Here is a 15,658-nt window from a genome sequence, read left to right as displayed (position 1 = left end):
ATATTACACCATTGTATATAGTAATGATAATTACTTATAATTTAAAAAATCTAGATATAGTAAAATCTTAAGTTATCACTTTTATTTATTAGTAAAGATATAGAACATGATTGTTTCCTGTTTATGTATAATAATAGGTCGATATTTATACTATTTGTTTATTGTAGCCTTGTTATCAAAGGTCTTGTGGCAAATTATATAATTTTTAACAAAGTAACTTATATTTACTAATTCCTCCTGTAACAATAAAGAGGCATAGCCATTAATTTTTTTCGCTTTAGAATATCTTCCCCACATAAAACAGCTGATAGAAAATTACTATTCTAAATACAGCCTGTAATGAAAATAACAAAATTATAAACATGGCAGCTAACTTAAGAAATATCCTAATTAATCGGGTAACTAGCTAGCCAAACACATGGAGTGGAAGATCATGACGTCCTTATTTTTATCCGTTATACCTATTGTCATCTTGATTTGGATGATGACAAAGAAAAATGGATTACCATCGCACATTGCCTTACCAGTTACCGCTCTAATGGTAGGAGCAATACAACTTTTTTACTTCGGTACAGACATCACATTAATTAGCGCCAACATCATTGCCGGTATTCTTTCTGCTATAACACCAATTTCTATTGTTGCTGGCGCTATTTTATTAAACAGAATGATCTATCTTTCAGGCTCTGAAGATATCATTCGTCGTTGGCTCGAAGGGATCAGTCGAAATCAAGTCGCCCAGCTAATGATTATCGGTTGGGCATTTGCTTTCATGATTGAAGGTGCATCCGGTTTTGGTACCCCAGCTGCAATTGCTGCCCCGATTCTAGTTGGTTTAGGCTTTAATCCATTGAAGGTTGCCATGTTGGCCCTAGTTATGAACTCTGTACCTGTATCATTCGGTGCTGTAGGTACGCCAACATGGTTTGGCTTTTCCAACCTAGGGTTAGATGATGCAACCTTACTTGATATAGGTAAAACCACTGCTTTAATCCATTTTGTCGCCGCATTTATCATTCCGCCAATGGCGCTTCGTTTCATCGTTAGTTGGAATGATATCCGCAAAAATTATCTGTTTGTATTAATCAGTACTTTGTCATGTACTGTTCCATACTTCCTACTTGCACAATGGAATTATGAGTTCCCTGCACTTGTTGGTGGCGCTATTGGCTTGATTGTTTCAGTTATTGTTGCGCGTTTAGGCTTAGGTTTGGCAAAAGAACAGCACAGTGTTACCCAAACTATTTTTGCTGGTGATGCTACAACTTTTGGTGAAGTGAATGCAGTCAATATGATAGCTACTGATTCTCGCTCGGCAGAAACCCGTTCATCAAAGAAGCACTGCGTACAAAGTCAAAGTGTATCGTCGGCACAAATTTTTAAAGCGATGACGCCAACGATTTTACTTATTGTTATTCTTATTGTTACTCGTATTAAGCAATTCGGTATTAAGTCGATACTGACTGATGGCACAGAAATATTTTCTCTATCGTTTGGCCCGCTAGGTGACTTCAGCCTAAGTAAGGCATTGATTGTTAAACTTAGCCATATTCTTGGAACCGATGTTTCTTGGGCTTATAAGACACTTTATGTGCCAGCACTGATACCTTTCCTTCTGGTGGTATTGATTTCTATCCCGCTGTTCAAGTTGCAAGGAAACATCGTTAAGCAAATGTTTTCTGAAACAGCGAGCCGAATCAAAATGCCATTTATCGCGTTGGTTGGTGCATTAATTATGGTGAAGCTGATGATGACTGGTGGTGAGAATTCACCGATCATGACTGCAGGTCAAGCCTTCTCTGATCTTATGGGTACAAGTTGGCAATATGTTGGTGCCTATTTAGGTGCACTTGGTGCATTCTTCTCGGGCTCTGCAACTGTGTCTAACCTGACTTTTGGTGCTATTCAGCAAACAATTGCAATTAATGTTGGTTTGCCACAAACCACAATTTTAGCTTTGCAGTCAGTCGGTGGGGCTATGGGTAATATGGTGTGTATCAATAACATAATTGCCGTATCAACCATTTTAGGTATTGCCAATAAAGAAGGCTTTATTATTAAGCGCACCGTCGTTCCGATGATTGCTTACGGCATTGTGGCTGCAATCATGAGTACCATAGTGTAAACGCTCAGACCTAATAAAAAAGTGAGGTGATAGTTTCGAGCATCTCGCTTTTTCTTTATGATCGAGGACTAAAAGTTATCTTCGTGTTTCTGATAACATTGATAAAGGTGCTCTATAAATAATTTCACTTTGATCGGCTGGTGACGAGTGTAAGGGTACATGGCATAAATACCTAAGCACTTAGCGACTTGTTCTTGCAGCACTTCAATTAAACTGCCTGCTTTTAAATCTTCCGCAACCAGCACTTTAGGGACATAAACAAGCCCTTGCCCAAACAAAGCTGCGCGACGTAATGCAGATGCATTATTCGTCGTAAAGTTACCATTCACCTTAATGGTATAAGGTTTATTTTCACCTTTGAACAGCCATTCTTTTGCCCCAGTTTCTTGGTAGCTATAAGCGAGGCAATTATGATTGACCAGTTCAGATGCTACTTTTGGTACTCCATTGAGAGCAAAGTATTCAGGTGCACCACAAATAACCCAATGAGCATCAACAAGTCTTCTGGCTATAAAACTTGAATCTGGCAATTCACCCGTTCGGATCGCAAGGTCAAATCCTTCTTTCACAATATCAACAAACCGATTGTCTAAATCCATATCAATGTGAATTTCTGGGTATTTAGCACTAAACTCTGATATTGCTTTAGGTAATAGCAGTTCACCAGAAATAGTTGGAACGGTAAGACGAATGGTGCCTGTTAAGCTTTCCCCTAATCCGCTCATGGCTTCTTCAGCATTTTGGACAGAATAATAAACTTCTCTCGCATGGCCGAAAAAAACCTCGCCCGCTTCGGTAAGCGTTAACTTACGAGTCGTTCGATAGACCAGCTGCACGCCAAGATCTTGTTCTAAACGGGTTATCCGCTTACTAACGACAGATTTTGTTAGCCCAACTTGCTCAGCAGCTTTGCTGAATGAGCCTTGCTCAATTAAATGGTAAAAGATTAAAAAATCATCTGTATTTCGCATTATTAGTGTACTTTTTGCAACGAAATTAATTAAGTGTGGCAGTATATCAACCAATAAGGCAATGTTAAATGCTACTAAAAGTGGTAAATAGATGTCTTACTGTACTTAATCAATTTAAGGTTCGGGTTTAAGCGTCTGGACGAGCTCTGTAACTCTGAATATCAATGAGCGAGCATTTTTTGTTAATGGATATGAATAGTTAGTAAAAATTGGTTATGTGTAATCTTTGTGCTAACTGAACGCCACTCGCACAGTGCGGCTTGCTTTTTAATCAATTGATTAATAAAGTTAAACTTCTTGTTGACTCATTATCTTAATCAGTTAAAGTACATCTCGTTCTCAGGTGTTACTGAACCGAGAAAAGAATTTTGTAGTATTGACACTTTTAATGTTGAAGAGTTGATACTAAAGATGGTGTCTGACCGCTTTTTCTAAAGCACATGGTTAGGTGCATCGCAATAAATAATTGCGTGCCCTGGTGGTGGAATTGGTAGACACAAGGGATTTAAAATCCCTCGGCGTTCGCGCTGTGCCGGTTCAAGTCCGGCCCGGGGCACCATCTATTATTTATCGTTACCATAAGCGATAAAGCTAAGTAATGACTTAGCCATAAATATGGCGCGTTGGCAGAGTGGCTATGCAGCGGATTGCAAATCCGTGTACCTCGGTTCGACTCCGGGACGCGCCTCCATACTTAAAAGCTCGATACGAAAGTATTGGGCTTTTTTGTTGTTCATTTATACAAAATACAGACCCTCTTTTGTACTCAAACTGCTAGCCTCACGTGTATTTCTGATACTCCTAATTTTACTACAGCTGAGCTTCAACACATTTCTTTAATGGTTTCCCAGCGATAAACAAACTCTTGAACATGGCTACCATCGGGCGCTTGCCATGTCTGAGTCTTCTCATTGAATGCCCCTAGCTTCTGATAAAATTTCTGAGCATCTACGTTACCCGCTAATACTTCAAGGTAAAGCCCATTATCTGGTGCGTGTTGGTAAGCTATTTGTGTTGCAGCAGTGAGTAACTTTTTGCCCAGACCTTGCCCTTTATAGTATTCGCAGATGTGCAAGTTTTCGATTAATGTTCCCCATTTGTCGTGGTTGTTGATATAAATACAAATAAAACCACAAAGAGTATTATTTTCGCACGCAACTAAAATACGTTGATGGTTCTCTGGTGTCTCAAATCGTTGCAGCCACACTGCTTGACGATCTTCAAATATGTCGTTATCTAGATATTTATCTGACAGCATACCGCGATATATATCTTGCCAATTTTTTGCATGTAAACGTGAAATTTGGCTAATGTCATTTTGTGTTGCCATTCTTAGGTTTATCATAAATGTTGCTTACTGCCCATTTAGTTAGCTTGGATATACGGTGCTTGTTTATTATTTATAGCATGTGATTTGCGTATGAAATACACATATAAAAACATCGCATATTTGAAATCTTCGCTGAAATGAGAATTTTGAAGTAATTTGGGTATATAGAGGTACGTAAGCGGCTATCAGAAGTGGTACTGATTCTTTGATTAGATAGTGGTTTGTGAATAGAAGAGCAATTGTTTAGCAGTGTGTATTTTCTTAAAAAGAAAAACGGGTTACTAGCTAGGAATAGTGACCCGTTTTATTTCAAATTAATTAATCTTTCGGTTTGTCTTTGGGCTTGATTGGCTGATCACCAATCGTTGTTTTACCTGGACAGATCCGTTTAACTGGACATTTAGGGCATCCCCATACGGCAGCATAGGGGCATAATGCCATTTCTTTACTTTTTGTTGCCATCCACTCATACCTCGTTCAATGATTACTCACAGATATTTTAATTATTTACTTAATTCTGCTGTTAATAGGCGTTTTGTTATACGGTCTTGTAAGTTGTTTGGCTCATTCATACCAATACGCTTTAATAGTGGTTCAATAGCGGCTGTTGGCTTTGGAGTTGATAGTGCTTGCCATAAACACTGTGCTTTGCCTTTTTTTGTTGCGGTTTTATTTTTTAGTGACTTTAATGCTTTACCTAATTTGAGCTCTTCTTCAGTAAAGCTACAACCGAAGGGGAAGGGGCCAAAGAAATTTTGTGCTGTATATTTGTTGTATATTTGTGCAATCGCTTCTGGGGTGTTATTACAAAATTCAGCAGGAATTTGGTAATCTTTTGCTACTTTTCCAGCCGCTTTGGCTTTTTCTAGTAATTCTTGCTGGAAGCGTGAATCTGCGATTTTAATCAGTTCTGTATATACAACGTGATCTGACTTGCTGCGAAGATTTGCAATGCCATACTCAGTAATAACCGTATCGCGAAGGTGACGAGGTATTGTCGTGTGTCCGTAATTGAATAAAATATTTGATTGGAGTTTACCGCCACGTATACAACAGCTGCGTAATTTTAGAATAGAACGTGCCCCGGGTAATTGATGGGCCTGTGCGACAAAGTTATATTGACCGCCTACACCACTAACGACCTGTCCATTTTCTAAGGCGTCTGAAATAACAGACCCATTTAACGTCACCATCATAGCTGAGTTAATAAAACGTGCATGTTTACGTTGTGCTTGCTTGAGCTGCTGGCTACCAAGAAAATGATCATAAAGCTCATTCACATAGTTCACACTCGTCATACAGAATTGATCATGCTCGGCATCGGTCATTGTATTAAGTGCTTCGTAAAAGTCTTTAGGCCCGATGAAGAATGCACCGTGCATGACTACGCCGCCGCATAATGCTGAATTCAAGCAATGTTTGGTTATCCATTGTAAGGCTTCTTCATTTTTCAAATTAGCTAAATAGCTGCTATCAGTAATATTAAGCAACCCGTTGTGGTAATGAACCGATGACTTAAATACGCCAATACGTTTTAAATAATCCACATCATCACTGTTTAATACTGAAGATATTGCGTTATGCTCAAGCAAAGTGAGTAGTGTTGAAATAGTCACTTTCGGCGTGATTTTCTTTTCATTCAGTAGGGTTTGTATTGTTAAATCTTCGAATACTTCACGTTTGAGTATGCCGGCTTTAAATAAGTGCATGAAGCCATCGACCATCAGTTCACTACAGCCGTACAAGCCTTCTTCGAATGTGCCTGTTTCACCAATAATACAACTAAGAGGAAATTTTTCTGTGACCTGAAGATCTTGAAGTACTTGTTGGTAAATAGGGTTATTTTGATGACGCAGCATAGTGCTGTACGTTAGTGCGCTACTGAGTGAGCCAATACCAACTTGTAATGTTCCGCCGTCTTTAATAAGCGTACTCGCATATAGACCGATCATATGATCTTCTTGGGAGATACTGGCATTAGGTGCTGCAAATAGTGCGTAATCTTCATGGTCTTCGTTAAGGTTACCATCAAGAATGAAATCGAATTCACAGTCTGCGACTTCTGCATGGTTTCGCATGAATGGCATGTTGTTGTTAACTTCGCCAACAATGGCCATAGGAATACCTTCTGCTTTTAAGCGATCCATCTCGGGAATGAAATCTAACGCTAAATCAGAGTTACTGCATAAGCTGTACGTTGTTATACCATTAATGACACGTTTGGCCACAATTTGGGCGACTACATTCACCCCTTTATCCAATAGATCTCTAACTGCATGCGTGTAGTTTGTGCTGGTGTAATTTTGTTGCTGCGGGCTATTTAAAAAGCTGCCCGCTTTGAAGAAAAATTCATTCACGTGGATATTGCTAGGTATATCGCCTTTACGAAGACCACAGATATAATCAATATCGGGTACATTCGCAAATTCACGTTCAACGAATGGCCCTAGAAAGTTTTTCTCTAACTTACTTTTACCAATAGGTTTTTCGAGTGTAATCCCCGTTTCTATATGGAGTGAAATAGAAGGATCGGTTTTTGCTCGTTGATAAAGCGCATTGATAAAAGCAATGGGTTTTCCGATAGCAAGAGGTACGCCGATAACGATTTTTTTTCCAACTTGTGCAATTATTTGGTCAACAAGTTCATCTGGTGTTGCGACTGTTTGCGCCGCCAATTTTGTTTCGTTTTCTGTATTCAATTTTTGGTCATCGGAATGACGAGGAGAAAGAGCTGAAGGGTAAATAGGTGTATCTATAAATTCAAGCACAGACATGACAAATTCCTTTTTCACTATATTTACTATTGGTGGCGAGTGTTTGCTAAGTTGTTTTATTATTATCTTTATACTTTTAAAGGATAGAGTTATGACTCTAGTTGTCTATTGAAAATTGAATTTTATTTCAATATGTTGAACCCAATCACAGATAGTTAGGTGAAATAAATCAAGATAATTAGGTTGAGTATTCTAAAATAAAAGAAGACAGGTCTGACCATCTTTAAGTTTTTGATTTTGTTTGTATTTATCTGTATTTTATTTTTGTGATCTCAGCGATGTTCTAATTTTAAAATTAGAAAGAATGATCTAATTTTAATTGCTAACCTTATTTTAATGCTAGATGCCATTGTTTCTTTTATTTATTTTCGTAATAAGAAGCAGGCTAATAATAAATAAGGGAATTAATTATGATACTAAAAAATATAATCGGAAGTGTTAAATCTGTTACTTCTGTTGGTGAAGAGACTGCTCGCACTGTTTATTTAGCGGGTCTAGGTGCTTATAGCAAAGGCATGGAACAAAAACAGCAAACTCGAGGTTTGTTAAGTAGTCAGTTCCGCGCTTTAGTTGATAAAGGTGAATATGTTGAAGCCGAGAGTAAGCAGCGTATCGGTTCCACCAAAAAAGTTGTCTTAAGTAACGTTGAAAAGCAGGTGAACTATGTTATTCGCCGTACCAGCGGTATCGACCGCACTAAATTATCAGGCCTCGAAGAGCGTATTGATACGCTAACGGCAGCTGTTGATAAGCTTTTGCAAAAATAAGAGGAACATCTATGCCTAGTTTGTCTCTTCTCGACTTAAGTTTCATTATTTTTGAATCTGACAAAACACCAATGCATGTAACTGGTTTAGTTGTATTAGAACCGCCTAAAGAGCATGCGGCTACGTATGCGCAAGATCTTTATGGTGAATTTTTACAGCAAACTGATGTGACAGCACCTTTTAATTGGAAGCTTCAGTGGTCGTTTACAGGCAAACCGAGCTGGCAAACACTACCGAGAGTGAATTTAGAAGATCATTTACGTATTACTATGCTTCCCTCACCAGGAAATGATCAACAGTTACAACAAGTTGTTGGTCGTCTACATGGTCAAGTATTGGATCGAAGTCGACCAATGTGGGAAGTATGGGTGATTGGTGGACTTGAAAATAACCGTGTGGCTATTGTATTTAAAATTCACCATTCTATGGCTGATGGTGTTCGTGCCAGTAGTTTATTTACCCGCAGTTGTGCTACAAATCCAGAAGAATCATTTACTAAGCCTATTTGGCAGTGTGATTTACGTAAAACGGCGTCAGAGCGTCGTGCAGAAACACACCTTACCGACATGGTAATAAAAACAGCCTCGCAGGCATCAAAGCAAATATCACTTATTCCATCCATGTTCCGATTGGGTAGTAAGCTTGCATTGAAAGCTGTAAAACTGGCTGATTGTGATTTGAAGGTGCCGTTTACCGCACCCAAAACGCCTTTTAACTTGAGCCCTAAGCGTAGCCGAGCGGTGAGTTTGGGGCATTTTTCGATGGGTAAATTGAATCAGCTTAGTCGCATTACTGGTTCATCAATGAATGATGTACTCTTTACGGTAAGTGATATTGCGCTGAATCGGTACTTGAATGATCGCTCGTTACCTTTAAGAAAACCGTTAGTTGCCATGATGCCAATTAACCTTCGTAGTAAAGGAGAGGTTGCAAGTAAAGGCAATAAGATGTCTATCGGGCATGTTGAGCTAGGTCGAGCACACTTAACGTCATTAGAGCGATTAGAAGCGATTCAGCAGGCAACGGTTGATTTAAAAAATGAAGCCTTAAATATCTCACCTGATGCTTATGTTAATTACTCTTTACTTGTTAATGGTGCGTCTCTAATTAGTGGTAAATTTGGCTTAAATGGCTTTATTCCGCCAGCAAGTAACTTACTGATCTCTAATGTACCGGGTGTAAAAGACACCTTGTATTTCATGGGTGCAGAAGTAAAAGAGCAATACCCAGTATCGTTGCTTATGCCAGGCCAAACGCTGAATATTACATTCTTCAGTAATGCAGGGAAGATGTACTACTCATTGGTTGCATGTAGTCAGTCTTTACCTGGGTTTGAGGTAATTGCAGGATACATGGAAGAAGCCTTAGATGAGTTAGAACAAGACATCATGGATACAGCAGTGTCAGCGGTATCAGAGCAGATGGAAAGTCATGATAGCGATACAGTGGCGGTTGAAATGGCGGTACTTGCAGCACGCGAAGCCCTTACGCCAGATGATGCTGAATTTGAGCGTTTGTATATAGAGAAACAGCAGCGAGTAGAGAAACTGGAAAAGCAATTATCACAGTTAACTGCCATGCTTTCTAAAACAATCGAGATTGATCCTGCAGTTAAGCCGATAAATGAAGAGCTAATGAATGAATCAGTTGCTATCGATATCATTCCAAAAAGTTCATCAGCTTCATCATAACGTAGCATAATAAGAAAGACGTTCCTTCCCCTTATTGCCGCAATCTATACTTATAGATTGCGGTTTTTTCTGCGCATAAAAAAGACCGCATCAAGTGCGGTCTTATAGTATCTTAGCTACGCATAGATTATGCGTAAGTTGCTGCCATTTTTTCTACTTGCTCAACATACTTCTGCATCGCAGTTTCAGCATCCATTCCTTTTTGCTTTTCCCATGCTTCGTATTTTGCCGCCCCTTTAAAGTCAAACATGCCTGGACGCTTGCCGTGTACGTCACCATCAGTGGCTTGCTTGAACAAAGAATACATTGTGAGCAATTCATCGTTTGTTGGGCGCTGAGTCAGTTTCTTAACGTCTAACTGTGCTTGTGCAAAGCTTGCTTTTAAATCTGCCATGATTTTCTATCCTTAATTAAAATTATAAAGTTGTTAATACCTAGCCACCGATGAAGGTGGGTTTTAAACTACAAGTGAATACCACGTAGTAGTGCAGAGAATGCCATTAGCTCTGCTGATGATGCTTTTTCTGTTTTATCTTCTTTACCTTGCTCACTTTCTTTCGAATCAGGGAACATACGGAAGCTACTGTTCATGATTATTTCAGCAAGTTTAGGGAAAAGGGCATGAATCACGGAACCGAAAATACCTAAGTTAGTTGCAATACGTTTAGGCTTATCAATGATTGCTGTTGCTAACAAATCAGCAGCTTGATCTGGCGATAATGTTGGTACCGATTTGTAGATCTTCGTTGGTGCGATCATTGGTGTTGCCACTAAAGGCATGTTGATCGTTGTGAAGTTAATGTTCATGTCTGAATATTCAGAGGCAGCACAGCGCGTAAATGCATCCATCGCGGCTTTTGAAGCAACATAAGCAGAGAAACGAGGGGCATTAGTCAGTACACCAATGGATGAAATATTAATAACATGACCGCCACCTTGTGCTTCCATACTTGGTAGTAAGCCTAAGGTTAATTTCAATGAGCCAAAGTAGTTCAACTGCATTGTGCGCTCATAGTCATGGAAACGATCAACGGAGTTTGCAACAGAGCGACGAATCGAGCGACCAGCGTTATTAATTAAGATATCAACACGACCATGTTCAGCCAATATATTTTCAACAAGCGTATCTACCTGTTCTATATTGGATAAATCACACTGGTATGTATGCGCGATACCACCACGTTCTTCGACTTCCTTTTTAGTGTTAGCCAGTTTTTCTTCATCACGGGCAACCAAAATCATTTGTGCGCCATTCTCGGCAAGCTTGAAGGCGGTTGCCTGCCCAATGCCTGAACTTGCGCCAGTGATCAAAATGATCTTATTTTCTACGCGACCTTTAAGGCTGCGATCACCCGAGATCTCTGGGTCAAGGTGACGCTCCCAATAATCCCAAATGGCAGGGGCATAGCTTGGTAAGCGAGGGCACTCAATACCAGAACCTTTTAGGGCTTTTTGCGTTTCACGGCAATCAAACTCTGTAGGGTAGGTGAAGAATTGTAATGCTGATGAAGGAATACCAAGATCTTTCATCGTTACGTCGCTAATTTGTTTAATCGTTGGTAACGATAAAATAGCGTTCTTCATTTGATTGGGAATAAAGCCAAATAAGCGTGCATCTAAACGTAATGCCATACGAGGTGCATGGCCTGCTTCAGCAAAAATATTAAGCACTTCACCTGAACGGTAAGGTTTAGGATCAGTTAGGTGGAAACAACGTCCATCTAAGTCATCTTTATGCGCAATATGGTCTAGTGCATCAACAACGTAATCAACGGGTACGATATTAAGACGTCCGCCTTCTAAACCAATCGTTGGTACCCATGCTGGCAATACATTACGAATGCGTTGTAGCATTTTGAAGAAGTAGTACGGCCCATCGGCACGATCTGCAATCCCCGTTTTTGAGTCGCCCACAACCATACCAGGACGGTATACACGAAAGGGAACGGTACATTTTTCGCGAACAACTTTCTCTGATAAGTGCTTGGTTGAGAAGTAAGGGTGATCGAGATTTTCCGCTTCATCGAACATATCTTCGCGGAAGTGCCCTTCGAACAAACCAGCAGCTGCAATTGAGCTGATGTGATGGAAGCAACCTGCTTGTAAATATTCAGCCGCATCGACAGCATTTTGTGTCCCTTCGATGTTTACAGCTTCTTGTATTTCGGCTGTGGCATTTAAATCATAAATAGCCGCAAGGTGGAAAAAATGCGTAATAGAGCCAGATAATTTTGCAATATCGTCTTTCGCTAAACCTAAACCAGCCTGCGTTAAATTACCAGTGACAGGTAATACACGGCCAGCAGGAATAGACTTCTCTTCTATGTAAGCTTTGAGTATATCTCGTGATTGTTCATTGTGACAAAGGACGTAAATATTACCTTCTCGCTTTAGAAGTCTGGTGATGAGGTTTCGTCCAAGAAAGCCTGTACCGCCAGTCAAAAAATATGCCATGGTCTCTCCTTAATATACAACTGATCTAATAACATTCCTTTAAGAAATACAAAATACACTGGTCAGAGCTCTTGTCGTTACTAAATCTTTGAAACTATTAAACAGATCACCTTTTTATTTAAATTAACGGCCTTATTTCATCTTAAGTGAAAAAATTAATAAGTTTTTTTGGAAGTTACACTATGATTTATAATGGTAGAAAAGAGTGATTTTATATTAAAAACAACATTTATTTATAATAACAATATTAACTTTAAATAAAATTTGGCTGGCAATAATCATTACAATGAATGTGAGAGGATATTATGTATGACTTTATAATTGTAGGTGCTGGATCTGCTGGGTGCGTACTTGCTAATAGATTGTCAGCCGATAAAAATATAAAAGTTTGTTTGGTAGAAGCTGGGCCAAAAGATTCAAGTGTAATGGTACATGTACCATTGGGTTTGATAGGAATGATGCACTCAAAAAAAATGAATTGGCGCTACTATACAGAGCAAGAATCACACCTTGGTGGGCGAAAGCTATTTTGGCCTCGTGGTAAAACATTAGGGGGAAGTAGCGCTTCAAATGCGATGTGTTACATACGTGGGCATGCTTGCGATTACGATGAGTGGGCAACGCTAGGTAATGACGGTTGGGCTTATAGTGACGTATTACCTTACTTCAAAAAAGCTCAACACCAAGAGCGTGGTGCAAGTACTTACCATGGTGCGGGTGGGCCGTTAAATGTCGCTGACTTACGGACAAAAAACCCATTATCCAAAGCGTTTCTTAACGCTTCTCAGCAAGCTGGACATAAGTTAGCAGATGACTTTAACGGCGAAGATCAAGAAGGTGTTGGCTATTATCAGGTAACGCAAAAAAATGGTCAGCGTTGTAGCTCTGCCGTCGGGTATTTACGACCGATTGAACAAAGAGAAAACCTTACCATTATTACTGATGCATTGACGACAAAAATTAACTTTGATGGTAAAGCAGCAGTTGGGATCGATTACCTTAAAGAGGGTAAAACACATACGATAACCGCAACGAAAGAAGTCATTCTTAGTGGGGGGGCAATCAACAGTCCTCAGCTCTTGTTAATTTCTGGTGTTGGTGGTAAAGATGTTTTAAATCAGTATGGTATAGAACAAATTTCTCAGCTCGATGGCGTAGGTAAAAATTTACAAGATCATCTTGATGTACTGGCAGTAACTCGCGAACGTACATTTCACTCGGTTGGTTTTTCGCCTGTTGCCTTAATGCGTTCCATTAAAGGTATTTTTGACTTTTTATTATTTCGAAAAGGTAATTTCACCACGAATATTGCAGAGGCTGGTGGCTTTGTAAAGAGTGATCCCTCCCTTGCTGTTCCTGATGTTCAATTTCACTTTTCACCGTGTTTTCTTGATAATCATGGTCTTAATCTATTGCAAACAGTTAGGCATGGTTATTCATTGCATGCGTGTAACCTTCGGCCTAAAAGTCGAGGAGAACTGACATTGAGAAGTGCAGACCCTGCTGTTCCTCCTTTGATTAATGCGCGTTATTTAGAGAACGAAGAAGACATCAAAATCATGATAAAAGGCATTAAAATGTCTCGTGAAATTTTGAAGCAACCAGCTTTTGATCATTACCGAGGTGTTGAAGTATTTCCAGGAAAACAGGTTCAAACAGACGAACAGTTAGAAGCATTCATTCGCCGAAAAGCGGAGTCGATTTACCATCCAGTTGGCACTTGTAAGATGGGTGTTGATGATCAAGCTGTCGTCGACCCAGAGTTAAAGGTAATTGGCCTTAAAGGTTTGCGTGTTGTAGACGCGTCAATTATGCCTACGTTAATTGGTGGCAATACCAATGCGCCAACTATTATGATTGCAGAAAAAGCAGCTGATATGATTTTGATTGATTATAAAAAGAATAATACTGAAATAAAGGTTAAAGAAACAACAAAAGTTTAATTGTATTATCTATAAGCGTGAAAGGCTGGATTATTTCAGCCTTTTTTATGTTTAATGTGAAAGTTAGGGTGATTATTCTAATTTTATTTATTATAATTATCTGTCAGGTTTTTATTATTATGTTTTTTGGTTTTAAATTCAAGTTGCCTGTTATTTTCTATTCTGTTTCTTTTATTTCAATTAAATCTACTAAATTGTCATATAAACATGTATTGCCAACACAATATATGATTGTATAGATATTAAGTTATTTACTAATAGGTTGCTAAAATATTAGTACTTGGAAAGATGAATCACTAGATGAAAGCATTTAGAACCACAAATCGGGGTGTGAGTATGATTTCAAGGAATAACCTTAGTCAGAAATTCCAAGCATTAGTAGATGAGATTTCTTCTAAAATGGTTGAGAACACCGGAGTCGCTAAAGATAAAGTCACAGAATTTATCGAGCAGGGTCTACCACCCGTCCAGAGTGATGCAGTGATTGCAACCTTAAATGGCATGGTAGGTGATTCTCTTGAACAACGTGATAGTCGTTTTGCGCAAAAGATGCAGTTTCGCGATCAGCAGCAAACACTAAGTAACGATCCGGCTTTATTATCCCTTCAACTGCCAGCAGCGACAGACAGAATTATACTTTGCGTACACGGTTGGTGCATGAATGATGTGCAATGGTTGCGTAAAGAGCATGATCATGGTCGTTTCATGGCAACATTTGGTTATACCCCCATCTACCTTCGTTATAACACTGGCATGCATATTTCAGCTAACGGCGAAGAGTTTGCCTTAAAACTTGAGGCGTTATTAGCCGCTTGGCCATGTGCGGTCACTGAGTTAGTGATAGTAGGTCATAGTATGGGCGGGTTGGTTACTCGCAGTGCTTGTTATTATGGCAAGCAGCATGATGTAGATTGGTTAGATAAATTAACCACATTTATTACATTAGGCACACCACATAATGGTGCCCCATTGGCTAAACTGGCAAGCTGGGTGGATGAGAGAATTGCAGATGCGCCGTATTTAAAGGTGTTAAGTAAAGTAACGGAAATTCGCAGTAGTGGAACAAGAGACCTAAGCCAAGGCTTTGTTTGCCATAGTGATTGGCAGCAAGATGAAGAAACAAGAAAGATACTTAAAAAGCGACCTACGTTGCCTGAAGGGGTTGCATGTTATGCGATAGCGAGCTGCCTTGGGAATAATTTTTACGATGAGAAAAGCCAAATGTTAGGCGATGGGCTTGTACCTGTATCAAGTGCATTGGGTGATGCTGAAACAGGACATATTGGGTTGGATTTCCCACCTAAGCATAAGTGGATAGGCGAGGGAATAAACCATCTCGATTTGCTTTCTCATCCCCTTATCATGTCGAAAATCAAAGAATGGATCCTAGATAATACGATCCAGCCCTTTGACCTAAAGGAAGACCCGTTACGTTCTGATTGTTGATAAACAACGAGCATTTGGACGCTCATGTATAAGTTAATCTTTTGCCACTTTTGTCTATGCACAAGGTGGCATTTTTATATCAATAATTCCCATATCTGAATTTTGATATATATGATTGTTCGTATATAATGATTTCAAATATCGAAAATCAAGACTC

At 39.3% G+C, this 15,658-nt stretch carries 11 protein-coding genes and 2 tRNA genes; 7 read left to right on the top strand and 6 right to left on the bottom strand.

The genetic code is table 11. The annotated features are described in order from the left end of the window. Window positions 1-433: 433 nt before the first annotated feature. Complete coding sequence (locus C9J48_RS19190; RefSeq protein ID WP_006232324.1) at window positions 434-2,125, top strand: L-lactate permease; 1,692 nt, start codon at window positions 434-436, stop codon at window positions 2,123-2,125. Window positions 2,126-2,193: 68 nt separating this feature from the next. Here the strand turns inward: C9J48_RS19190 and C9J48_RS19185 are convergent, their stop codons facing one another. Further along, window positions 2,194-3,096, bottom strand: coding sequence for a LysR family transcriptional regulator (locus tag C9J48_RS19185; protein ID WP_006232325.1), 903 nt, complete (start codon window positions 3,094-3,096; stop codon window positions 2,194-2,196). Window positions 3,097-3,568: 472 nt separating this feature from the next. Here C9J48_RS19185 and C9J48_RS19180 point away from each other — a divergent pair. Together C9J48_RS19180 and C9J48_RS19175 are read left to right on the top strand one after the other, a co-directional pair. Further along, a tRNA-Leu gene (locus C9J48_RS19180) sits at window positions 3,569-3,655 on the top strand. A gap of 58 nt (window positions 3,656-3,713) precedes the next feature. Next, window positions 3,714-3,787 (top strand) — tRNA-Cys (locus C9J48_RS19175). A 132-nt stretch (window positions 3,788-3,919) separates the two neighbouring features. Here C9J48_RS19175 and C9J48_RS19170 read toward each other — a convergent pair. The 3 genes from C9J48_RS19170 to C9J48_RS19165 all read right to left on the bottom strand — a co-directional run bounded on the left by C9J48_RS19170 (window position 3,920) and on the right by C9J48_RS19165 (window position 7,200). Continuing rightward, window positions 3,920-4,441, bottom strand: coding sequence for a GNAT family N-acetyltransferase (locus tag C9J48_RS19170; RefSeq protein WP_006232326.1), 522 nt, complete (start codon window positions 4,439-4,441; stop codon window positions 3,920-3,922). Window positions 4,442-4,744: 303 nt separating this feature from the next. Further along, the gene (locus C9J48_RS27965; protein ID WP_006232327.1) at window positions 4,745-4,888 is read right to left on the bottom strand and encodes a hypothetical protein; all 144 of its coding nucleotides are present in this window, start codon (window positions 4,886-4,888) and stop codon (window positions 4,745-4,747) included. 41 nt (window positions 4,889-4,929) lie between these two features. Beyond that, on the bottom strand, window positions 4,930-7,200 hold the full coding sequence (locus C9J48_RS19165) for an acetyl-CoA hydrolase/transferase C-terminal domain-containing protein (protein ID WP_006232328.1): 2,271 nt from the start codon (window positions 7,198-7,200) through the stop codon (window positions 4,930-4,932). A 410-nt stretch (window positions 7,201-7,610) separates the two neighbouring features. Between C9J48_RS19165 and C9J48_RS19160 the strand changes: the two genes are divergently transcribed. Both C9J48_RS19160 and C9J48_RS19155 read left to right on the top strand, forming a co-directional pair. Continuing rightward, window positions 7,611-7,967 carry a phasin-related domain-containing protein gene (locus tag C9J48_RS19160; protein WP_006232329.1) on the top strand — a complete coding sequence of 119 codons (357 nt, stop codon included), beginning with the start codon at window positions 7,611-7,613 and terminating at the stop codon, window positions 7,965-7,967. A gap of 11 nt (window positions 7,968-7,978) precedes the next feature. After that, the gene (locus C9J48_RS19155) at window positions 7,979-9,658 is read left to right on the top strand and encodes a wax ester/triacylglycerol synthase family O-acyltransferase (protein ID WP_006232330.1); all 1,680 of its coding nucleotides are present in this window, start codon (window positions 7,979-7,981) and stop codon (window positions 9,656-9,658) included. A 127-nt stretch (window positions 9,659-9,785) separates the two neighbouring features. Here C9J48_RS19155 and C9J48_RS19150 read toward each other — a convergent pair whose 3' ends face one another. After that, window positions 9,786-10,052 (bottom strand): acyl-CoA-binding protein, encoded by a 267-nt coding sequence (locus tag C9J48_RS19150; protein WP_006232331.1) that lies wholly within the window; start codon window positions 10,050-10,052, stop codon window positions 9,786-9,788. Between the two features lie 68 nt (window positions 10,053-10,120). Then, window positions 10,121-12,112 (bottom strand): SDR family oxidoreductase, encoded by a 1,992-nt coding sequence (locus C9J48_RS19145; RefSeq protein ID WP_006232332.1) that lies wholly within the window; start codon window positions 12,110-12,112, stop codon window positions 10,121-10,123. A gap of 305 nt (window positions 12,113-12,417) precedes the next feature. Here C9J48_RS19145 and C9J48_RS19140 point away from each other — a divergent pair, with 305 nt between their 5' ends. Next, window positions 12,418-14,055: a GMC family oxidoreductase gene (locus C9J48_RS19140; protein WP_006232333.1), complete on the top strand. Its 1,638-nt coding sequence runs from the start codon at window positions 12,418-12,420 to the stop codon at window positions 14,053-14,055. A gap of 336 nt (window positions 14,056-14,391) precedes the next feature. Further along, window positions 14,392-15,501 carry an alpha/beta fold hydrolase gene (locus C9J48_RS19135; protein WP_107281222.1) on the top strand — a complete coding sequence of 370 codons (1,110 nt, stop codon included), beginning with the start codon at window positions 14,392-14,394 and terminating at the stop codon, window positions 15,499-15,501. Window positions 15,502-15,658: the final 157 nt, after the last annotated feature.

The sequence above is a fragment of the Photobacterium profundum genome (assembly GCF_003026285.1).
Classification (GTDB): domain Bacteria; phylum Pseudomonadota; class Gammaproteobacteria; order Enterobacterales; family Vibrionaceae; genus Photobacterium; species Photobacterium profundum.
Note: the sequence above shows the minus strand (reverse complement) of the source record. Positions and strands in the feature narration are given on the sequence as shown.